The sequence below is a fragment of the Agromyces sp. NBRC 114283 genome, from assembly GCF_030268405.1.
GTDB lineage: Bacteria > Actinomycetota > Actinomycetes > Actinomycetales > Microbacteriaceae > Agromyces > Agromyces mediolanus.
In genome coordinates this window covers 1957991-1977464 of sequence record NZ_BSQP01000001.1, presented here as the reverse complement: position 1 = coordinate 1977464, position 19474 = coordinate 1957991, and the positions used below count along the sequence as shown (strand labels likewise).

The 19474-nt window shown below is 71.9% G+C and carries 20 protein-coding genes; 5 read left to right on the top strand and 15 right to left on the bottom strand.

Annotated features, from left to right (window positions below):
* Nucleotides 1-30 precede the first annotated feature (30 nt).
* Nucleotides 31-591, top strand: a complete 561-nt coding sequence (locus QSJ60_RS09540) for a TetR/AcrR family transcriptional regulator (protein WP_189084709.1) — start codon at nt 31-33, stop codon at nt 589-591.
* A gap of 121 nt (nt 592-712) precedes the next feature.
* Here QSJ60_RS09540 and serA read toward each other — a convergent pair whose 3' ends face one another.
* The 4 genes from serA to QSJ60_RS09520 all read right to left on the bottom strand — a co-directional run bounded on the left by serA (nt 713) and on the right by QSJ60_RS09520 (nt 4159).
* Entirely contained in the window at nt 713-2302 is a 1590-nt protein-coding gene (gene serA, locus QSJ60_RS09535; protein WP_189084708.1) for a phosphoglycerate dehydrogenase, read from the bottom strand.
* Between the two features lie 151 nt (nt 2303-2453).
* Entirely contained in the window at nt 2454-2876 is a 423-nt protein-coding gene (locus QSJ60_RS09530; RefSeq protein ID WP_230763006.1) for a hypothetical protein, read from the bottom strand.
* A gap of 1 nt (nt 2877) precedes the next feature.
* Complete coding sequence (locus QSJ60_RS09525; protein WP_230763004.1) at nt 2878-3381, bottom strand: DNA polymerase III subunit gamma/tau; 504 nt, start codon at nt 3379-3381, stop codon at nt 2878-2880.
* 10 nt (nt 3382-3391) lie between these two features.
* Nucleotides 3392-4159 carry a copper homeostasis protein CutC gene (locus QSJ60_RS09520; protein WP_230763002.1) on the bottom strand — a complete coding sequence of 256 codons (768 nt, stop codon included), beginning with the start codon at nt 4157-4159 and terminating at the stop codon, nt 3392-3394.
* Nucleotides 4160-4288: 129 nt separating this feature from the next.
* Here QSJ60_RS09520 and QSJ60_RS09515 point away from each other — a divergent pair, with 129 nt between their 5' ends.
* Complete coding sequence (locus QSJ60_RS09515) at nt 4289-5167, top strand: hypothetical protein (protein ID WP_230763000.1); 879 nt, start codon at nt 4289-4291, stop codon at nt 5165-5167.
* A gap of 12 nt (nt 5168-5179) precedes the next feature.
* On the opposite strand, the gene QSJ60_RS09510 is transcribed toward QSJ60_RS09515, so the two are convergent.
* From QSJ60_RS09510 to QSJ60_RS09495, 4 genes are read right to left on the bottom strand one after another with little or no spacing between them, the layout of a single operon-like run.
* On the bottom strand, nt 5180-5620 hold the full coding sequence (locus tag QSJ60_RS09510; RefSeq protein WP_230762998.1) for an RbsD/FucU family protein: 441 nt from the start codon (nt 5618-5620) through the stop codon (nt 5180-5182).
* A 23-nt stretch (nt 5621-5643) separates the two neighbouring features.
* The gene (locus QSJ60_RS09505) at nt 5644-6507 is read right to left on the bottom strand and encodes an amidohydrolase family protein (protein WP_285463447.1); all 864 of its coding nucleotides are present in this window, start codon (nt 6505-6507) and stop codon (nt 5644-5646) included.
* Complete coding sequence (locus QSJ60_RS09500; RefSeq protein WP_230762994.1) at nt 6504-7472, bottom strand: aldo/keto reductase; 969 nt, start codon at nt 7470-7472, stop codon at nt 6504-6506. The genes QSJ60_RS09505 and QSJ60_RS09500 overlap by 4 nt, the downstream gene beginning before the upstream one ends.
* Entirely contained in the window at nt 7469-8770 is a 1302-nt protein-coding gene (locus QSJ60_RS09495; protein ID WP_285463446.1) for an L-fuconate dehydratase, read from the bottom strand. The genes QSJ60_RS09500 and QSJ60_RS09495 overlap by 4 nt, the downstream gene beginning before the upstream one ends.
* Before the next feature lie 132 nt (nt 8771-8902).
* Between QSJ60_RS09495 and QSJ60_RS09490 the strand changes: the two genes are divergently transcribed.
* Genes QSJ60_RS09490 through QSJ60_RS09480 form a run of 3 tightly spaced genes read left to right on the top strand, consistent with a single transcriptional unit; the run spans nt 8903 to nt 11223 of the window.
* Nucleotides 8903-9757 carry a fumarylacetoacetate hydrolase family protein gene (locus QSJ60_RS09490; RefSeq protein WP_285463445.1) on the top strand — a complete coding sequence of 285 codons (855 nt, stop codon included), beginning with the start codon at nt 8903-8905 and terminating at the stop codon, nt 9755-9757.
* Complete coding sequence (locus QSJ60_RS09485; protein WP_285463444.1) at nt 9754-10539, top strand: SDR family NAD(P)-dependent oxidoreductase; 786 nt, start codon at nt 9754-9756, stop codon at nt 10537-10539. Before QSJ60_RS09490 ends, QSJ60_RS09485 begins: the two co-directional genes overlap by 4 nt.
* A gap of 9 nt (nt 10540-10548) precedes the next feature.
* On the top strand, nt 10549-11223 hold the full coding sequence (locus tag QSJ60_RS09480; protein WP_285463443.1) for a FadR/GntR family transcriptional regulator: 675 nt from the start codon (nt 10549-10551) through the stop codon (nt 11221-11223).
* A gap of 1 nt (nt 11224) precedes the next feature.
* Here the strand turns inward: QSJ60_RS09480 and QSJ60_RS09475 are convergent, their stop codons facing one another.
* The 7 genes from QSJ60_RS09475 to ilvC form a co-directional block, all read right to left on the bottom strand.
* Entirely contained in the window at nt 11225-12577 is a 1353-nt protein-coding gene (locus QSJ60_RS09475) for an alpha-L-fucosidase (RefSeq protein WP_285463442.1), read from the bottom strand.
* 11 nt (nt 12578-12588) lie between these two features.
* Entirely contained in the window at nt 12589-13560 is a 972-nt protein-coding gene (locus QSJ60_RS09470; RefSeq protein WP_285463441.1) for an ROK family protein, read from the bottom strand.
* A 70-nt stretch (nt 13561-13630) separates the two neighbouring features.
* Complete coding sequence (locus QSJ60_RS09465) at nt 13631-14560, bottom strand: carbohydrate ABC transporter permease (protein WP_189084694.1); 930 nt, start codon at nt 14558-14560, stop codon at nt 13631-13633.
* Nucleotides 14550-15461 carry a carbohydrate ABC transporter permease gene (locus tag QSJ60_RS09460; protein ID WP_285463440.1) on the bottom strand — a complete coding sequence of 304 codons (912 nt, stop codon included), beginning with the start codon at nt 15459-15461 and terminating at the stop codon, nt 14550-14552. Before QSJ60_RS09460 ends, QSJ60_RS09465 begins: the two co-directional genes overlap by 11 nt.
* A gap of 16 nt (nt 15462-15477) precedes the next feature.
* A complete protein-coding gene (locus QSJ60_RS09455) occupies nt 15478-16728 on the bottom strand; it encodes an ABC transporter substrate-binding protein (protein ID WP_285463439.1) in 1251 nt (416 codons plus the stop codon).
* 155 nt (nt 16729-16883) lie between these two features.
* Complete coding sequence (locus tag QSJ60_RS09450) at nt 16884-18170, bottom strand: alpha-L-fucosidase (RefSeq protein WP_285463438.1); 1287 nt, start codon at nt 18168-18170, stop codon at nt 16884-16886.
* Between the two features lie 202 nt (nt 18171-18372).
* The gene (gene ilvC, locus QSJ60_RS09445; RefSeq protein WP_230762973.1) at nt 18373-19401 is read right to left on the bottom strand and encodes a ketol-acid reductoisomerase; all 1029 of its coding nucleotides are present in this window, start codon (nt 19399-19401) and stop codon (nt 18373-18375) included.
* Nucleotides 19402-19474: the final 73 nt, after the last annotated feature.

Here is a 19474-nt window from a genome sequence, read left to right as displayed (position 1 = left end):
GCGCCCCGCTTCGCACCTAGGATTGTGCCGATGAGCCGTCCCCCAGCCGCCCGAGAGGCGGTGCTCGACGCCTTCGAGCAGCTGATCGCGAGCGAAGGCGAGCGCGCCGCCACGATCGAGGCGACCGCGCGCGAGGCCGGCGTCTCCAAGGGCGGCCTGCTCTACCACTTCGGCACCCGCCAGGCCCTCATCGAAGGGCTCATCGAACGGCTCCACCGCCTCATCGAAGAGGACATCGAGCGCATCGACACGGCCCCCGACGGGCCGATCTCCTACTTCGTGCGCTCCTCGGTGCAGATCGAGACCCCGCTCGACCGCAGTTTCATCGCCGTCGTCCGGCTCGCCCAGGGCGGCGACCGCGAGGCCGGGCGAGCCATCGACGAGGTGCGCCAGCGCTGGCTCGACGTGCTCGGCCAGTACGTCGCCGACCCCTCGCTCGCCATCGCCATCGCGCTCATCGGCGACGGGCTCTACTACCACGCGGCCACCCGCGCCGAAGCGGTCGACCGTCCGGTGTCGACGGGCGACTTCACGCCCAAGCAGATGGACGAGCTCGTCGCCCTGCTCGAGCGGCTCGCCGCGCGCGACTGATCCGCCGCTCCCCCGGCTGTGCATGCCACTGCTGCGAGCGCCGGCGCGCGCCATCCCCGAAACGGCGACTTGCCCGACTTTCATGAAAGTCGGGCAAGTCGAGAGCAGGAGGCGCGGACGCCTACTCGGTGATGTCGATCTCGACGAAGACCTGCGCGTCGATCGCCTCGCGCACGCGGTCGAGCACCTCGGTCGGCACCGGCGAGTCCACCGTCAGCACGCTGAGCGCGGTGCCGCCGGCCTCGCGGCGCGCGATCTGCATGCCCGCGATGTTGATGCCCGCCTCGCCGAACTCCTGGCCGTAGATCGCCACGATGCCCGGGCGGTCGGCGTACGTCATGACGATGTGGTGCTTCGCGATCGGCACCTCGAGGTCGTAGCCGTCGATGCCGACGAGCTTCTCGGACTGCTTCGGCCCGGTCAGCGTGCCCGAGACCGACACCTGGGTGCCGTCGGCGAGCGCGCCGCGCAGGGTGATGACGTTGCGGTACTCGGGGCTGTCGGACTCGGTGATGAGGCGCACCTGCACGCCGCGCTGCTCGGCGAGGAGCGGGGCGTTGACGTAGGAGACGCTCTCCGAGACGACGTTCGTGAACACGCCCTTCAGCGCCGCGAGCTTCAGCACGCTCACGTCGTAGTCGACGAGCTCGCCGCGCACCTCGACGTCGAGGCTCGTGAGCGCGCCGTGCGCGAGACCCGAGAACAGCTGGCCGAGCTTCTCGACGAGCGGGATGCCCGGACGCACGTATGGGTCGATGACGCCGCCGGCGACGTTGACCGCGTCGGGCACGAGCTCGCCGGCGAGGGCGAGCCGCACCGACTTGGCGACCGAGATGCCCGCCTTCTCCTGGGCGTCGTCGGTCGAGGCGCCGAGGTGCGGCGTGACGATGAGGTTCGGCAGGCCGAGCAGCGGCGACTCCTTCGGCGGCTCCTGCACGAAGACGTCGAGCGCGGCGCCGGCGATCTCGCCCGAGACGAGCGCGTCGTGCAGCGCCGCCTCGTCGATGAGGCCGCCGCGCGCGACGTTCACCACGTACGCGGTCTTCTTCATCTTCTGCAGCTGCTCGGTGCCGATCATGCCGAGCGTCTCGGGCGTGCGCGGCATGTGGATCGTCACGAAGTCGCTGCGCTCGAGCAGCTCGTCGAGCGAGACGGTCTGCACGCCGAGCTGCTGCGCCCGGGCGGCCGTGATGTACGGGTCGTAGGCGATGACCTCCATGCCGAAGGCCTGCAGGCGGGCGGTGATGAGCGCGCCGATGCGGCCGAGGCCGATGATGCCGACGGTCTTCTCGTAGAGCTCGGTGCCGGTGTAGGCCGAGCGCTTCCACTCCCCCGCCGAGAGCGAGACGTGGCCGGCGGGGATGTGCCGGGCGAGGCTCAGGATGTGGCCGATGGTGAGCTCGGCCGCCGAGATGATGTTCGAGGTCGGCGCGTTCACGACCATGACGCCCGCGGTCGTCGCGGCCTTGACGTCGACGTTGTCGAGGCCGACGCCCGCGCGGGCCACGACCTTCAGCTTCTTCGCCGCGGCGATCGCCTCGGCGTCGACCTGGGTGGCCGAGCGGATGAGGATCGCATCGGCGTCGGCGAGCGCGGACAGCAGCGCCGCCCGGTCGGTGCCGTCGACGTTGCGGACGTCGAAGTCGGGCCCGAGGGCGTCGACGGTGGCGGGCGAGAGTTCTTCGGCGATCAGCACGACCGGCTTTGACACGAACGGTTCCTTCGGGGCATGCGCGCAGCGAAGCGCGGGTTGCGGTGGGGGTGCATGCGCCACACGCCGTGGGGGCGCCTTGCGCCAATGCTACTGGAGTGTGACGAAGCGTCTCGTTCTGTGACGCCAGGCCGGCGGCCGGCGGCCGGTCTCAGCCCAGGTCGAGGCCGTTGAGCCCGAACAGCACGGCGACGTCGGCGCTCAGCACCTGCACGAGCGCGTAGCCGACGACGAACAGGGCGAGCTGGCCGAGCGGTCCACGTCGCCGGCCGAGCCAGAAGGCGATCGCGTAGACCAGGAACGGCAGCACGACGCCGATGATCAGCACGACGACGCCGTAGGCGGTGAGCCCGACGCCGAGGCTGTCGGCGTAGAGGTTCAGGCCGACGAGGTTGCCGACCGCCTCCCACACGTCGTAGGCGTAGAAGAGGCCCGTCACGGCGGCGATGACGACGGCGAGCCAGAGCGGCGTGGCCGGACGGGCGGACGCCTCGGCTGCGTCGGCGCCCGCGACGTCGGTGCGGGGCGCGGTCGAGGTCTCCGGCTGCTCGGCGGGAGCGGATGCGTCGGTCATGTCAGCCTCGCAGCAGGAACGGGATCGGGACGAGCAGGATGGCCCCGGCGACGAGCCAGAGCAGCCGGGCGCGATGCCGCTCGGCGCAGAGCCACATCGTGACGCCGAACCAGAGCGCCGGCGCGAGCACCGCGAACCAGCGGCCGAGGCCGTACATGAAGGTCGCCACCGGGTCGGCGAGCTCGGGGGCCGGGGTCGTCGCGACGATCAGCCAGCCCACGGCGTAGAGCAGGTAGACCCCGCCGAGGATGCCGAGCACGACGAGCTCGACCGAGCCGGTCTGCCCGGTGCGGTCCGCCTCGTCGGGCCGGTCGTCGGACGCCTGGTCGACGGCCGTCGCGGCGTCGCCCGCGGGGGCGTCCGGCGCGGCGGCTGAGGGAGCATCCGATGCGCGCTCGCCGCTCGCCGGCGTCGGCGTGCCGACGCGCTTCCAGCCCGGGGCGAGCGTCGCGTCGTCGTCACCCGCCCAGCTGAGGGCCTCGTCGTCGGAATCGGGGTGGGCCATGGCTCCCAGCCTAGGCGGTGGCGTCCGTCGCAGCCCAGCCGGCCGCCGCCACCGCGGCGCCGACGAGCGCCGCATCGGTCTCGTCGAATCCGTCGACGCCGCCTCCGGGGCCGCTCGCCCCGCCGCGGAGGGCGCGGCCGCGGGCCGAGAGGTGCACGGCGTCCACCCCGGCGGCGGCGAGCGCCGGGATGTCGTCGATCCGCACGCCGCCACCCGCCATGATCTCGAGCCGCCCCTCGACGGCACCGACCATCCGCTCGAGCGTCGGCAGGCCGGCGCGGCAGTCGGCGCCGCCGCCCGAGGTCAGCACACGGCGCACGCCGAGCTCCGCGAGCGCGGCGACGGCGGCGAGCTGGTCGGCGGCGGCGTCCACCGCGCGGTGGACGGTGACGTCGGCGTCGCCCGCGGCATCCCGGAACTCGGCGATCGCGTCGAGATCGAGCCGGCCCGTCTCGTCGAGCGCACCGACGACCACGCCGTCGGCGCCGAGCCGCACGGCCAGGCGGATGTCGCGCACGATCTCGCGGCGCTCCTCGGCGTCGTAGACGAAGCCGCCGCCGCGCGGGCGGATGAGCGCGTGCGTGAAGCCGGCGACCCCCCGCTCGGCGGCGAGCTCGGCGCTCGCCTCGATGAGTCCGGCTGACGGGGTCAGCCCGCCGAGGCCGAGTGCGAGGCACAGCTCGACGCGGGCGGCGCCGCCGTCGAGGGCGATCCTGGCGCCGCCCGCATCCTGCACGGCGATCTCGACGGGAAGCGGGCGACGGGGCTCCTGGCTCATCGGGCCAGGGTACCGAACGGCCGGGATGCCGATTCGACCGGCAATGCGGCGCGTGCCACGGGGGCTACTCGCACGCCCCGCTCGTCCAATAGGCTCATCGCGACATCCGAGCGCCTGGAGGGAAATCGCGTGGCTGAGCAGCGGAAGAAGAAGGTCGTCCGCGTCGAGACGGCGGCGTCGAAGGGCGCCTCCGGACGCACGAGCGCCGCGGGCGGGTCCGGCGACGCCACCGAGCCGGCCCCCGGCTGGACGCCGACGCCCGAGGCGAAGCAGCAGGCCACCCGCTTCCGCATCATCGCGGGCGTGCTGTGGCTGCTCGCGATCGCGGGCGAGGCCGTCGCGATCTTCTGGGTGCTCCGGCAGACCCCGGTCAACCTCTGGCTGCTGATCGGGCTGACCGTCGTCATCGGCGCCCTCGCCATCACCGGCTCGGTGCTGTGGAAGAAGGCGAACCGCCTCGACCCGGCGTCGAAGCAGGACACGGTGCGCTTCTTCGTGCAGAACCAGCTCGGCGCGATCATCGCGGTCATCGCCTTCCTGCCGCTGATCGTGCTGATCTTCACGAACAAGGACATGGACGGCAAGCAGAAGGCGATCGCGGGCATCATCGCGATCGTCATCGGCGGCGGCGCCGTCGCGCTCGGCGTCGACTACAACCCCCCGTCGGTCGAGCAGTACACCGAGGAGTCGAACATCGTCGCCCAGCTCACGGGCGAGGACCTCGTCTACTGGACGAAGTCCGGCTCGGTGTTCCACGTCTGCGCCGACGTGCCCGACGTGAACAAGGAGTCGCAGGACAACCAGATCTACGAGGGCACGGTCGCCGAGGCGCACGCCGCGGGCAAGGACCGGCTCACCAAGCGCTGGGAGAGCGAGGCCGTGAACTACTGCGGCTACACCGAGGCCGAGGTCGAGGCCGTCAAGGCCGGCACGGATGCCCCGGCGAGCGACGCGCCGGCCGAGACGCCCGCCGAGGAGGAGCCGGCCGAGACGCCGGCGGCGAACTAGCAGGGATCTCGCCTAGTCGGCCGGCGCATTCGGCGCTGACGCCCGCACGACGCCCTTGCGCAGGATGAGGTTGCCGTACGCGCGCAGCTCCCCGCTGCGCACGACGAGGCGGGCCCGCGCGGCGCGCTCGTAGAACGCGAAGCGCTCGAGCGAGTCGACCCGGCCGGGCGCCGCAGCGGCGGCCGTCACAAGTTCGCGCTGCACGGCGGGCGGCTCCGGGTCCTCGGAGGTCATCAGCAGCACCGCCGGCCCCTCGTAGGCGTCCACCGGCAGTACGGTGCGGATCGCCGCGACCAGCTCAGGCGAGGCGATGCCCGCCGCCTCGACGACGGGCGCCCCCACGGAGTACGCGGGGAAGTTCGCGTCGGCGACGACGAGCTCGTCGCCGTGGCCGAGCCGGTCGAGGGCGGCGAGCAGCTCGCCGGTGAGCAGCGGGTGGATGCCGTGCAGCATGGGGATCCTCTCGTGGGTCGCGTTCAGCTCGCGGTGCGCAGGGACGCGACGTCGCCCAGACCGTACACCCGGGCGGCCGTGCCGCCCAGAACGGCGGCCGCCTCGTCGGGGCTCAACCGGTCGACGGCCGCGCGCATCGCGGCGTACGTGGGGGCGTAGCCGCCGTGCGGCACCGACATCGGCCAGTCGCCGCCGTACATGACGCGGTCGGCGCCGAAGAGCTCGAGCGCGAGCTCCAGCAGCCCGGAGGCGAGCGCCACGTCGAGCACCGTGCCCGGCAGGTGCAGGCCGGAGAACTTCGCGACGGTGTTCGGCAGCGCGGCGGCCTCCGCGAGGGCGGTGCGCCAGGCGTCGAGGCCCGCCCGCCCGAGCGGCGGTTTGCCGAGGTGGTCGATGACGACGGTCAGCTCGGAGGTCGCGCGGGCGGCGGCGGTCGCCGTGCCGAGGTGGCGCGGCCACGCGTCGGGCACGTCGAGCACGAGCCCGCGGCGGGCGAGCTCGATCAGGGAGGCGCGCACGGCGGGCAGCGCGAAGAACTCGTCGCGCGGGTCGTCGTGCACGAGGTGGCGGATGCCGCGCAGCCGGCTCTCCCCCGCGAGCTCCCCGTCGAGCGCGGTCCGCGCGGCGGCCTCGTCGTCGAGCGGCACCCAGCCGACGACGCCGGCGATCCACGGGTGCGCGTCGGCGGTGCGGAGCATCCACCGGGTCTCGGCGAGCGAGTCCGCCGCCTGCACGAGCACCGCCGCGTCGACGCCCGCCCCGCGCAGCTCCGCCGCGGCCTCCTCGGCGCCGAAGCTGCGGTGCAGCGGGCCGAGGGACGGCGTGAGCCACGGGATCTCGACGGCGTCGAGGTCCCAGAGGTGCAGGTGGGCGTCGATGACGGTCACGGGATGAGTCCGGCCTCCCGCAGCTCGGCCCAGAACCCCTCAGGCACAGGGGTGTCGAATCGAGCGAGGTTCTCCTGCACCTCGGCGGCGCGCGCGGAGCCGACGACGACGGCCTGCACGGCCGGATGCTGCAGCGGGAAGTGCAGTGCGGCGACCGGGAGCCGCACGCCCGCGGCCCGGCAGGCCGCGGCGAGCCGCTGCGCCCGCTCGAGGATCGCCGCGGACGGCGGCGCGTAGTCATAGTGCGCGGCGGCCGAGGGCTCGTCGGTGGCGAGGAGGCCGGAGTTGTAGGCCGCGGCGGCGACGACCGCGACGCCGCGCTCCGCGCAGGCCGGCAGCAGCTCGGCGAGCGCGGGCTGCTCGAGGAGCGTGTAGCGACCGGCGATCATGACGACGTCGAGCTCGCCCTCGCGCACCGCCCGGGTCGCGGCAGCGGCGTCGTTCGTGCCGATGCCGATCGCCCCGACGATCCCCTCCTCGCGGAGCCGCTGCAGCGCGGGCAGCCCCTCGGCGAGTCCGCGGTCGAGGTCGTAGACGTCGGGGTCGTGCAGGTAGGCGACGTCGATGCGGTCGAGGCCGAGGCGCTCGAGGGAGTCCTCGATGCTCCGGCGGACGCCCGCCTCACTCGGGTCGAATCGGCGCACGGTGCGGTCGGGCACGGCGAACTCGTTCGCCCGGTCGTCGCCGCCGGCGAAGTCGGGGTTCGGATCGAGCAGCCGGCCGACCTTCGTCGAGACGACGTACTCCGCCCGAGGCATCCGCTGCAGGAAGGCGCCGAGGCGCCGCTCCGAGAGTCCGAGCCCGTAGTGCGGGGCCGTGTCGAAGTACCGGATGCCCCCGGCCCACGCCGCTTCGAGCGCGGCCTCGGCCGCCTCGTCGCTCACCTCGCGATAGAGGTTGCCGATCGAGGCGGCGCCGTAGCCGAGCCGGCCCATGCAGGCGGCGAGCGCGGGGGCGAGGCTCATGCGGTGGCCTCGGCGTGCGCGCCGCGCCAGGTGTGGGTCTCGATCGAGGCGGCGAGCATCTCGGTGCCCGCACCGGCGGCCGTGGGCGCGAGGTAGCGCCCCCGCTCGATGACGACGGGGGTGACGAAGTGCTCGTGGAGGTGGTCGACGTACTCGATCATGCGCCCCTCCATCGTGCCCGACACCGCGACGAAGTCGAACATCGACAGGTGCTGCACCGCCTCGCAGAGCCCGACGCCGCCGGCGTGCGGGCAGACCGGTACGCCGAACTTCGCGGCGAGCAGGAGGTTCGCGATGTTCTCGTTGACGCCGCCGACCCGGGCCGCGTCGATCTGCATGACGTCCATCCCGCCGGCCTGGAGGAGCTGCTTGAACACGATGCGGTTCTGCACGTGCTCGCCGGTCGCGACCCGCACGGGGGCGATCCCGCGGGCGATGGCGGCGTGCCCGAGCACGTCGTCGGGGCTCGTCGGCTCCTCGACCCAGGCCGGGTCGAACTCGGCGAGGGCGGAGACCCAGGCGATCGCGTCGGCGACGTCCCAGCGCTGGTTCGCGTCGATCGCGATCGGGTAGCCGGGACCGACGGTGCGACGGGCGATCGCCATGCGGCGGCGGTCGTCCTCGAGGCTCGCGCCGACCTTGAGCTTGATCTGCGGGAAGCCGTCCGCGACGGCCTCGCGGCAGAGCCGCTCGAGCTTCTCGTCGGAGTAGCCGAGCCACCCAGGGCTCGTCGTGTACGCCGGGTAGCCGAGCTTGAGCAGCGTCGCGATGCGCTCCTCGCGGCCGGGCTCGGCGGCGCGGAGGATCGCGAGCGCCTCGGCGGGCGTGAGCGCGTCGCTGAGGTAGCGGAAGTCGACGAGGGAGACGAGTTCCTCGGGCGAGAGCCGGGCGAGGTGCAGCCAGAGCGGCTCGCCCGCGCGCTTGGCCCGCAGGTCCCAGAGCGCGTTGACGACCGCGCCGATCGCCATGTGCATGACGCCCTTCTCGGGCCCGAGCCAGCGCAGCTGCGAGTCGGTCATGAGCAGCCGCGAGGCGGCCCCCATGTCCCCGAGGAGCGCGTCGACGTCGCGGCCGACGAGGTGCTCCCGGAGGGTGTCGATCGCCGCGACCTGCACGTCGTTGCCGCGCCCGATCGTGAACACGAAGGCGTGGCCCTCGAGCCCGTCGCCGGCGTCGGTGCGGATCGCGAGGTACGCGGCCGAGTAGTCGGGGTCGGGGTTCATGGCGTCGGACCCGTCGAGCGTGCGAGAGGTCGGGAAGCGGATGTCGCGGGTGACGACGTCGGCGATCGTGGTCATGGCGTCCTTTCTGGCGCTCCGAGCATAGACATCCGATGTTTGGCGCGTCAAGCGGAGCGAATTGTGCGAGAATGCCGGAACCGGCCCGGATTTCGCGGTCGAGAGAGCTGACCTTCCGTCGAAAGGATCCCGATGAGATTCGCCCGCCTCGGAGCCCCAGGAGCCGAGATCCCCGTCGTCGTCGACGAGGGGCGCCACCTCGACCTGCGCCCGCTGACCGCCGAGCTCGACGGGGCCTTCCTCGCCGCGGACGGCGTGGAGCGCGCGCGGGCCGCCGTGGCCGCGGGCGAACTCCCCGAGCTCGCCGACGCTGCCGCCCTGCGGGTCGGCGCGCCGATCGCCCGGCCGTCCGCTGTGTACTGCGTCGGCATGAACTACGCGGCGCACGCGGCGGAGTCCGGCTCGCTGCCGCCTGAGCACCTCGTGCTCTTCATGAAGGCGCCGAACACGGTCATCGGACCGGACGACGAGGTGCACATCCCGCGCGGCAGCACGAAGACCGACTGGGAGGTCGAGCTCGGCATCGTGATCGGCCGGCGCACCTCGTACCTCGACTCCCCCGCCGACGCGCGGGCGCACATCGCCGGCTTCGTGCTCGCCAACGACCTGTCCGAGCGCGACTGGCAGCTCGCCGTGTCCGGCGGCCAGTGGTCGAAGGGCAAGAGCGGCCCGGGCTTCTGCCCCACCGGCCCGTGGCTCGTGACTGGCGACGAGATCGACGCCGACGACGTGCGGCTGCGCAGCTGGGTGAACGGCGAACCGCGACAGGACTCGCGCACCGCCGACCTCATCTTCGGCATCGACCGGATCGTGCACGAGCTCAGCCAGTTCCTCGTGCTCGAGCCCGGCGACCTCATCCTCACCGGCACCCCGGAGGGCGTCGCGCTCTCCGGCCGTTTCCCCTACCTCGGCGCCGGCGACGTCGTCGAGCTCGAGATCGACGGCCTCGGCCGTCAGCGCCAGCACTATGTGGAGGCCGCACGATGACTCCTGCATCCGTCGTCTCATCGACCGCTCCGCTCGAGGGGCTCGTCGCCGTCGTCACCGGCGGCGCCAGCGGCATCGGCGCGGCCATCGCCGAGCGCCTGCGCGCCGACGGCGCCAAGGTCGCCGTGTTCGATCTGCGCCCCGATGGCGCCGAGCACGCCGATCTCGCGGTCGCCGTCGACGTCGCCGACGACGACAGTGTGCGCGCGGGCGTCGCCGAGGTCGCCGAGCACTTCGGTCGGCTCGACCTGCTCGTGAACAATGCCGGCATCGGCGCCCAGGGCGACGTCGCCGCGAACGAAGACGCCGAGTGGCACCGCGTGCTCGACGTGAACGTCGTCGGCATCGCCCGCACGAGCCGCGCCGCCCTGCCGCACCTCCGTCGCTCCCCCGCCGCCGCGATCGTGAACACCTCGTCCATCGCCGCCACCGCCGGGCTCCCCCAGCGCGCGCTCTACAGCGCGAGCAAGGGCGCCGTACTCTCGCTCACGCTCGCCATGGCCGCGGACCACCTCCGCGAAGGCATCCGCGTGAACGCCGTGAACCCCGGTACCGCCGACACCCCGTGGGTCGGTCGTCTGCTGGACTCCGCCGACGACCCGGCCGCCGAGCGCGCCGCGCTCGAGGCCCGCCAGCCGCACGGCCGGCTCGTCTCCGCGGCCGAGGTCGCGGATGCCGTGGCGTACCTGCTGAGCCCGCGCGCGGGCTCCACGACGGGCGTCGCCCTCGCGGTCGACGGCGGCATGCAGGCCCTGCGGCTCCGACCCGCCGGCGCACGCTAACATCGCCCCATGGCCGTCACCGATGAAGCGATCCTCCGTATCAAGGAGATGATCACCGGGGGCCAGCTGGCCCCCGGTGATCGCCTCCCGCCCGAGAAGGAGCTCAGCGAGCAGCTCGGCCTCTCCCGCTCCTCGCTGCGCGAGGCGGTCAAGGCGCTCGAGGTCATCCGGGTGCTCGACGTGCGGCGCGGCGACGGCACCTATGTCACGAGCCTCGAGCCCTCGCTGCTCCTCGAGGCGATGTCCTTCGTCGTCGACCTGCACGACGACCAGTCGGTGCTCGAGATCCTCGCGGTGCGCCGCATCCTCGAACCGGCCGCCTCGGCCCTCGCCGCGCGTAACGCCGACGCCGACGCGATCCAGGGGCTCCGCGAGGCCGTCGACGCCGTCGACCGGCAGGCGAACGTCGAGCAGCTCGTCGAGCACGATCTCCACTTCCACTCGGGCATCGCCCAGGCGGGCGGCAACGGCTACCTGGCGAGCCTCATCGACTCGCTGTCGAGCCACACGATCCGCGCGCGGATCTGGCGCGGCATCACGCAGGAGAACGCGGTCGACCGTACCCTACACGAGCATCACGCGATCCTCGAGGCGATCGAGGCCGGCGACGCGGAGCTCGCCCAGGCGCTGACGACGGTGCACGTCTCCGGCGTCGAGCAGTGGCTGCGCTCCGCGGCGCTCTGACTCAGGCCGGCACCGCGAGCACCGCGATCGGCGCACCGCGCAGCGCCTCGGGAACCGTGACCCAGGTGCGGCCGTCGCGCACGGTGGACTCGACGGCGCCGCCGTCGCCCAGCCAGTGCGCCCCGGCGGCCGCGGCGGCCAGCTCGGCCGGCAGGGCGAGCTCCCCCACCGCGGGGTCGAGCGCGTGCACGAAGGCACCGCTCGGGCCGCTCGTGTAGCGCAGCGGTGCACCGTGCTCTGAGGCGGCGCGCAGCCAGGGCCGCGTGCCGTAGACGGCCTCGCCGTTCCGCCGGAGCCACGCGCCCATCTCGGCCATCGCCGCGGCCTGGAGCTCCGGGATCGAGCCGTCCGCGCGCGGGCCGACGTTGATCAGCAGGTTGCCGTTCTTCGCGACGACGTCGACGAGCAGCCGCACGAGCGCCTCGCCGGAGAGCGAGTGCTCCGGCCCCTCGGCCTGGTTGTAACCGAAGGAGAAGCCGAGCCCGCGGGTGGACTCCCACGGCGTCGGCAGCGCGTGCTCGACGTGCGTGTACTCGCGGGTGAGGAAGCCGTGGTACGGCACGCCCCAGCGGTCGTTCACGACGCCGTCGGGCACCCGGGCGAAATAGCGCGCGAGCAGCGCGGCGACGCCGTAGTCCTCGCGCCCCTTGCCGCCGTCGGGCCACTCGATGTCGTTCCAGAGCACGTCGGGGCCGAAGCGCTCGACGAGCTCCTCGAGCTGCGCGGCGGCGTACCGGGCGAAGCGCTCGTCGTTGCGGCGGTACCGGAAGAGGTCGGTGTCGGACTCGATCGGCGGGAAGTCGCTCACGTGCCAGTCGAGCGCGCCCGAGAAGTACACGCCGAAGCGGGCGCCGGCTGCGCGCGTGGCGTCGTGGAACTCGGCGATGAGGTCGCGCTTCGGACCGCGCCGGGCGGAGTTGAACGGCGTCGTCGCCGTGTCCCAGAGGCAGAAGCCCTCGTGGTGCTTCGTCGTCGGCACGACGTAGCGGGCTCCCGCGTCGACGAGCGAGCCGACGAAGGCGTTCGGGTCGAAGGCGCTCGCGTCCCAGAGATCGGCGAGGTCCTCGTAGCTCGTGCCGGTGCCGTAGACGTCCTGGTGGCGCTGCCACGTGGGGCTGCCGGCGATGCGCACGGTGTTGCCGTACCACTCGGCGTACTGGTGGTGCGCATAGGCGTCCTCGGTCGGCACGCCGCCCGGCCCGTGGGCGGTGCCCCAGGCGGGCACCGAGTAGAGGCCCCAGTGCACGAAGAAGCCGAGCTTGGCGTCGCGGTACCACTCGGGCACCGCGTTCGCGGGGTAGGTGGGCGCGAGCGCCCCGAAGTCGGGGCCGGTGCGGGTCTCGAAGTTCAGCATGGTCGGTCCTCTCAGTGGGCGGCGAGGGCGGTCGGGATGGATGCGCCGGCGGGCATCGTGTGCGGCGCGTCGGAGTAGGCGAGGGCGGCGGCGCCGAGCACGACGCCGTCGGCGCCGAGTTCGGCGGGGCGCACCTCGAGCGGGAAGCCGGAGACCGGCGGGTTGCCGTCGATGCCGGCGCGGACGGCGGGCTCGAGCACGTCCCAGGCGGCACGCACCCCGCCGCCGATGACGACGAAGGAGAGGTCGAACATGCTGGCGGCCGAGGAGGCGGCGAGGCCGACCGCGCGCCCGGCGGCGTCGAAGACGGCGAGGGCCTCCGGCTCGCCCGCACGCGCGCGGTCCGCGATCTCGCTCCCCCGGACGATCGGCGCCGCGGCGCCCGTGCGCTCCGCGTAGCGCGCCTCGATCGAGCGGCCGGAGGCGAGGGTCTCGAGGTGCCCGACGCGGCCGCACGTGCAGACGAGTTCGCCGTAGCCCGGCGTGTGCCCGATCTCGCCGGCCGCGCCGCGGTGCCCGGCGAACAGCCGGCCGTCGAGCGCGATCGCCCCGCCGACCCCGGTGCCGAGCATGATGCCGAGCACGTCGGCCTGGCCGCGGGCCGCACCCCAGCGCAGCTCCCCCACGAGGAAGGCGTTCACGTCGTTGTCGACCGCGACGGGCACGCCGAGCCGATCGGCCAGGGCGGCGCCCAGCGGGAAGCCGGCCCACTCGGCGAAGGTCGCGGACGCGGCGACGACGGTGCCGCTGCGCTGGTCGATGACGCCCGCGGCGCCGACCCCGGCGATCCCGACGGCGACGCCGGCCTCGGCTTCGAGCCGGCGCACGAGGGCCGTTGCGGCATCCGCCATCGCCGGCCCGCCCGACGCGGCGGGCGCCGGCACGTGATCGAATGCGAGGCGACGACCGTCGTCGTCGGTGATGACCGCGGAGATCTTCGTGCCGCCGATGTCGATGCCGGCGGCGAGCGGAGTGCGAGGCATGGGGTGTCCCGTCTGCGTCTGAGGGTCGGTCGGCGGAGGCGGTGCGGAGGCTGAAGGCCGGGACGGCGGCTCAGCGGCCGCCGAGCCCCGCCATCGCGATGCCCTTGACCAGGTGCTTCTGGAGGGCGATGACGAGCACGGTGGTCGGCACCATCGAGATGATCGCCGCGGCCATCTGCAGGTCCCAGCGGGTGCCCTGCAGCCCCGAGAACGAGGCGAGACCGATCGGCAGCGTGCCGTGCGAGGCGTAGTCGACCGTGACGATGAGCGGCCAGAGGTAGCTGTTCCAGAAGGACAGGAAGGTGAAGACCGCGAGCACGGCGACCGCGGACTTCGCGAGCGGCAGGATGATCTGCAGGAACGAGCGGATGGGGCCGGCGCCGTCGACGCGGGCGGCCTCCTCGAGCTCGAAGGGGATGCCGCGGAAGAACTGCCGCATGAGGAAGGTCCCGAACGCGGTGAACGCGAACGGGAAGATCAGGGCCGGGTAGCTGTCGACCCAGCCGAGCCACTGCATGACCTGGAACATCGGGATGACGAGCACCTCCTGCGGCACCATCAGGGTGCCGAGGAAGAGCACGAAGACGAGGTCGCGGCCCTTCCAGCGCAGCCGGCCGAAGGCGTAGCCCGCCATCGTCGAGACGGTGAGCACGACGAGGGTGCCCGCGATCGCGACGAAGAAGGAGTTGCCGATGTAGGTGAGGAACGGGCCGTACGCGAAGACGTCGGCGAAGTTCGACCAGCGCAGCTCGGAGCCGACGAGCGTCGGCGGCATGGAGAACATCTCCGAGTTCGGCTTCAGCGCTGAGAAGAAGGCGTAGACGAGCGGCGAGACGAAGATCAGGGCGGCGAGGTAGACGCCGAGGTGGGCGAAGACGAGGCGGATGCGTCCGCCGGTGGTGAGCGGGGCGCGCCCGCGGCGCTCGGCGGGCTCGACGGGGGCGGCGTCGTGCTCCGCGTCGGCGATCGCGGTCACCGGGGAGATCAGCTCAGTGCTCATAGTGCACCCACTTCTTCTGCGCGCGGAACTGCAGCGCGGTCAGGACGATGATGATGGCGAAGAGGATCCACGCGGCGGCCGCGGCCAGGCCGAGCTCCTGGAACTTGAAGCCCTGGTTGTAGATGAACTGCACGAGCGGCTGGGTCGCGTTGCCGGGGCCGCCGCCGGTGAGCAGCTGCGGCTGGGCGAAGACCTGCAGCGAGGTGATCATCGTCATGATGCTCGCGAAGAAGATCGAGGGCGAGATCATCGGCAGCATGACGCTCCAGATCATCCGGAAGCCCTTCGCCCCGTCGATGCGGGCCGCCTCGACGACCGACTCGGGCAGCTGCTCGAGCGCCGCCGAGAAGATCAGCATGTTGTAGCCGAGGCCCTGCCAGACGCTCATCACGACGACCATGATCATCGCCCACTGCGGGTCGGCGAGGAAGTTCGGCAGCTGCACCCCGAACCAGCTCTGCGCGAGCCCGTTGAAGAGGCCCTGCGGCTGCAGCAGCATCTTCCAGACGAGCACATTCGCGACCATCGGGGTCACGACGGGGATGAAGAACAGCACCCGCAGCGCGCCGCGGCCGCGGATGCGGGAGCTGAGCGAGAGCGCGAGCAGCAGCGAGAGGATGACGCTGATCGGCACGTAGAGCAGTGCGAACACGAAGGTGTTGCGCAGCGCGGGCCAGAAGTCCGGGCTCTGCGTGAACAGCCGCACGTAGTTGTCGAACCCCACGAACTCCTTGTCACCGAAGGTGGGCCAGTTGAAGAAGCCCATCACGATGGACAGGACGACGGGGACGATCGTGAACAGGGCGAGGCCCGCCAGGGCCGGGCTGACGAAGCCCAGCGCCTGACGGGACTCGGTCCTGACGAGCGTCCCCCTGCGAGGCGTGTACGTGGTGGTCGACATCTCGTGGGGGTTCCTGTTATTCGCCGAACTGCTGCTGCGCGCTCTCGAGCACGTTCTCCATGGTCTCCTGACCGTTGTAGACGCTCACGAGCTGCGGCTGGATGTAGGTGCCGACCTTCGACCAGTTGTCGCTGACGTACTGGCCCTGCACCTGCTCGAAGGCCTTGGTGAAGACCTCCTCGACCTGCGGGCGGAACTGCTCGTCGATCGACTCGAAGTAGAGCGGCTGTGAGGCGGTGCGCGCCGGGTAGCTCCGACCGGACGAGGCGATGTAGTCCTGCGCCTCGGGGCTCAGCATGGAGCCGAGCACCTTGAGCGCGGCGTCCGGGTTCTTGCAGCTCTTCGCGATGCCGAAGCCCGAACCGAGGATGAGGCCGAGCGAGCCGTTCTCACCGCTGGGGAGCGTCGTCATGCCCGCGGTGAAGCCGGCGTCGTTGTTCAGGTAGCTGACCGCGTTCCAGGTGCCGTCGACCGCCATCGCGGCGTTCTGGCCGGTGTACTGGTTCTCGCCCCAGCCGGTGTCCGAGGCGCTCGCGACGGGCGCCGCGACCTTCTGCTCGGTGACGAGGCCCGAGTACCAGCTCGCTGCGTCGACGAAGGCGGGGTCGGTGAGGGCGAGGGTGCCGTCCTGCTCGACGGGCTGCGTGCCGGCCTTCGCGATCGGCAGCGCCTGCCACTGGAAGTCGCCCATGCCCACGGCGAAGCCGTACTTGCCGTCCTTGGTCGCCGCCTTGGCGGTGGCCTCGAAGTCGTCGAAGCTCCAGCCGGCCTCGGGGTGCGCGACGCCCGCGGCGTCGAGCAGGTCGGCGTTGTAGTAGACGAGCATCGTCGCGATGTCGAAGGGGACGCCGTACATGGTGCCCTTGTTGCTGAGGATCTCGTCGGCGCCGGCCGAGAAGTCGGCCAGGTCGATGCCGGCGGTCTTCAGGTCGGCGTCGCTCAGCTCGAGGAAGCCGTCCGTGTAGCTCGACAGCATGCCCGAGTTCATCCCGGTCACGCAGGCCATGTTGCCCGAGGCCATGTTCGTGGTGAGCTTCGTGAAGAAGTCGCCCCACGGTGCCGTGCGCAGTTCGATCTTGAGGTCGGGGTTCTGCTTGCGCGCGATCTCGAGCTGGGCGTTCAGCGCGTCCGTGTCGGACTGGCTGCCGGCCCACATGTCGATGACGACGGTGTCGGACGACGCGTCGCCCCCGCCGGTGCTGCAGCCCGTCATGACGAGGGCCGCGGCGGCGGCGGCCGCGACCGCGCCGACGTGGATCTTCTTCATTGAATGTCGCCTCCTAGGCAGTGAACAGTATTCATCCGGTGTTTCCTCGCTCAAAGCTCCGGTTCACCGGTGGTGCGAGCACAATCATGGCATTCGAATCGGCGGTTTGCCAACTTTCATCCGATGTTTGAATGCGGAAACATCGGATGCCTCGCTCAGTCCGCCTGCCTCGCTCCGTCCGTCTCGTCGAGCACGAGCTCGATCACCGGGATCGCGACGTCGGGCCGCCGCACCGGCAGCGAGATCGTCAGCGTGCCGTCGGCCTGCCCCGCCGGCTGCGTGAGCAGCGCCTCCTGGTCCGGGTCCGTGACGCTCCGCCGCAGCCAGGAGCCGTCGTGGAGCAGCCGCGCGTGCCGCACCCGCCCGGCGAGCCCCGGCAGGTGCACGAAGCCGAGCGGCCAGGTGAACAGGTGCAGGTAGAGGCGGTCGCCGCGCCGCGTGTACACGCCCTCGCGGGGCGGGACGAGGCCGGCGTGCCCGGCGCCCACGACCGCACGGTCGTGCAGGGCCATCCACTCGCCGATCCCCTCGAGGATCTCGCGGTCGCGCGGGGGGATCGCGCCCCGGCCGTCCGGTCCGATGTTCAGCAGCATGTTGCCGTCCATCGAGACCGAGTCGACGAGCATGCGCAGCAGCAGCGGCGCGCTCTTGTAGTCGTCGTTGTCGCGGTGATAGCCCCACGAGCCGTTCGTCGTCTGGCAGGCCTCCCAGCGCACCGGCTCGCCGTCGCGCAGGATCGGACTCGTCGGCTGGTACTGCTCGGGCGTCACGAAGTCGCCCTCGATGCCGAGCCGGTCGTTCACGAGCATCTGCGGCTGCAGTTCGCGGCAGCGGGCGAGCAGCCGCTCGGCATCCCAGTCCTCGGCGCGCTTGCCCGCCCAGCCCTGCTTCGTCTCGGGGTAGGTGAAGTCGAAGAAGAGGGAGTCGATCGGCCCGTAGCCGGTGAGGAGCTCCTCCACCTGGCCGTGCAGGAACGCCCGGTACCGGGCCATGTCGCGGCCCTCGTTCAGCGCGGCGCCCGCGGGGTCGTCGCGGAGCGGATGGTTCCAGTCGACCGTGAAGTCCGGATGGTGCCAGTCGATCAGCGAGTGGTAGAGCCCGACCCGGAGCCCCTCCTCGCGGAGCGCGTCGACCGTCTCGCGCACGAGGTCGCGACCGCAGCTGCGCATCGAGGTGAAGTCGCTGAGCTTGGAGTCCCAGAGCGCGAAGCCGTCGTGGTGCTTCGTCGTGAGCACGACGTAGCCGGCGCCCGCCGCCTTCGCCGAGCGCGCGAGCTCGCGCGCGTCGAAGCGGTCGGGGTCGAAGAACTCGACGTACTCCCGGTACTCCTCGTCGCTCAGCCGCTCGTAGTTCTGCACCCACTCGTGCCGGGCCGCGACGCTGTAGGCGCCGAAGTGCACGAAGAGGCCGAAGCGGGCCTCGGTGAACCAATCCGGGGTCATCTCGTCCTTCCGATCCGCGATCGCCGTCCATCCTGTCACGGAACATCCGATGTTTCGAGATGGAGCCGTTCCACCGGTTCCATCGCTCCCCCGCACCCTGCCCGCAGGCGCTCCCGACCACGCCGGAACGGCCCGCCCCGGAGAACCGGGACGGGCCGTTCGTGGCGGTGGGAGCGGCGCTCCCCCGAGGCTCAGCGCCTGATCAGCGCGCGACCTCGCCGTCGACGTAGTCGTCGTCGTCCGAGGAGTTCCAGGCGAAGAGCTTGCGCAGCTCGCGCCCGGTGGTCTCGATCGGGTGCTGCTCGCCCTTGGCGCGGAGCTCCAGGAACTCCTTCTGGCCGTTGTCCTGGTCGGCGATGAAGCGGGTCGCGAAGGCGCCGCTCTGAATGTCGCCGAGGACCTCCTTCATGCGCTCCTTCACCGAAGGGTCGATGACGCGCGGGCCCGAGACGTAGTCGCCGTACTCGGCCGTGTCGGAGACCGACCAGCGCTGCTTGGCGATGCCGCCCTCCCACATGAGGTCGACGATCAGCTTCAGCTCGTGGAGCACCTCGAAGTAGGCGATCTCCGGCTGGTAACCGGCCTCGACGAGGGTCTCGAAGCCGTACTGCACGAGCTGCGAGGTGCCGCCGCAGAGCACGGCCTGCTCGCCGAACAGGTCGGTCTCGGTCTCCTCGGTGAAGGTCGTCTTGATGACGCCGGCGCGGGTGCCGCCGATCGCCTTCGCGTACGACTTCGCGAGGTCCCAGGCGGTGCCGGTCGCGTCCTGCTCGACCGCGATGATGTCCGGGATGCCGCGGCCGGCGACGAACTCGCGGCGCACGGTGTGGCCCGGGGCCTTCGGGGCGACGAGGATGACGTCGACGCCCTCGGGCGCCTCGATGTAGCCGAAGCGGATGTTGAAGCCGTGGCCGAAGACGAGCGCGTCGCCCTCCTTCAGGTTGTCCTTCACCGACTCGGCGTAGATGTGACGCTGGTACTGGTCCGGCGCGAGGATGACGATGACGTCGGCCCACGCGGCGGCGTCGGCGACGTTCTTCACCTCGAAGCCCGCCTCCTGCGCCTTGGCGATCGACTTCGAGCCGTCCTTCAGGCCGATGACGACCTCGACGCCCGAGTCGCGGAGGTTCTGCGCGTGCGCGTGCCCCTGCGAGCCGTAGCCGATGACGGCGACCTTCTTGCCCTGGACGATCGAGAGATCGGCGTCCTGGTCGTAGTACATCTCAGCCATTGCTGTTCCTTTTCCTTTGATCCGGTCCCCTGAGCCTGTCGGAGGGACCACGGGGTCGACGCTCCCCTCGACG

Bases quoted from the DNA above. Each gene is read 5' to 3' on its own strand.
- QSJ60_RS09540 (WP_189084709.1), top strand. From the start codon at position 31: ATGAGCCGTCCCCCAGCCGCCCGAGAGGCGGTGCTCGACGCCTTCGAG.
- QSJ60_RS09530 (WP_230763006.1), bottom strand. From the start codon at position 2,876: ATGACCGACGCATCCGCTCCCGCCGAGCAGCCGGAGACCTCGACCGCG.
- QSJ60_RS09525 (WP_230763004.1), bottom strand. From the start codon at position 3,381: ATGGCCCACCCCGATTCCGACGACGAGGCCCTCAGCTGGGCGGGTGAC.
- QSJ60_RS09520 (WP_230763002.1), bottom strand. From the start codon at position 4,159: ATGAGCCAGGAGCCCCGTCGCCCGCTTCCCGTCGAGATCGCCGTGCAG.
- QSJ60_RS09510 (WP_230762998.1), bottom strand. From the start codon at position 5,620: ATGCTGCACGGCATCCACCCGCTGCTCACCGGCGAGCTGCTCGCCGCC.
- QSJ60_RS09500 (WP_230762994.1), bottom strand. From the start codon at position 7,472: ATGAGCCTCGCCCCCGCGCTCGCCGCCTGCATGGGCCGGCTCGGCTAC.
- QSJ60_RS09495 (WP_285463446.1), bottom strand. From the start codon at position 8,770: ATGACCACGATCGCCGACGTCGTCACCCGCGACATCCGCTTCCCGACC.
- QSJ60_RS09490 (WP_285463445.1), top strand. From the start codon at position 8,903: ATGAGATTCGCCCGCCTCGGAGCCCCAGGAGCCGAGATCCCCGTCGTC.
- QSJ60_RS09485 (WP_285463444.1), top strand. From the start codon at position 9,754: ATGACTCCTGCATCCGTCGTCTCATCGACCGCTCCGCTCGAGGGGCTC.
- QSJ60_RS09480 (WP_285463443.1), top strand. From the start codon at position 10,549: ATGGCCGTCACCGATGAAGCGATCCTCCGTATCAAGGAGATGATCACC.
- QSJ60_RS09475 (WP_285463442.1), bottom strand. From the start codon at position 12,577: ATGCTGAACTTCGAGACCCGCACCGGCCCCGACTTCGGGGCGCTCGCG.
- QSJ60_RS09470 (WP_285463441.1), bottom strand. From the start codon at position 13,560: ATGCCTCGCACTCCGCTCGCCGCCGGCATCGACATCGGCGGCACGAAG.
- QSJ60_RS09465 (WP_189084694.1), bottom strand. From the start codon at position 14,560: ATGAGCACTGAGCTGATCTCCCCGGTGACCGCGATCGCCGACGCGGAG.
- QSJ60_RS09460 (WP_285463440.1), bottom strand. From the start codon at position 15,461: ATGTCGACCACCACGTACACGCCTCGCAGGGGGACGCTCGTCAGGACC.
- QSJ60_RS09455 (WP_285463439.1), bottom strand. From the start codon at position 16,728: ATGAAGAAGATCCACGTCGGCGCGGTCGCGGCCGCCGCCGCCGCGGCC.
- QSJ60_RS09450 (WP_285463438.1), bottom strand. From the start codon at position 18,170: ATGACCCCGGATTGGTTCACCGAGGCCCGCTTCGGCCTCTTCGTGCAC.
- ilvC (WP_230762973.1), bottom strand. From the start codon at position 19,401: ATGGCTGAGATGTACTACGACCAGGACGCCGATCTCTCGATCGTCCAG.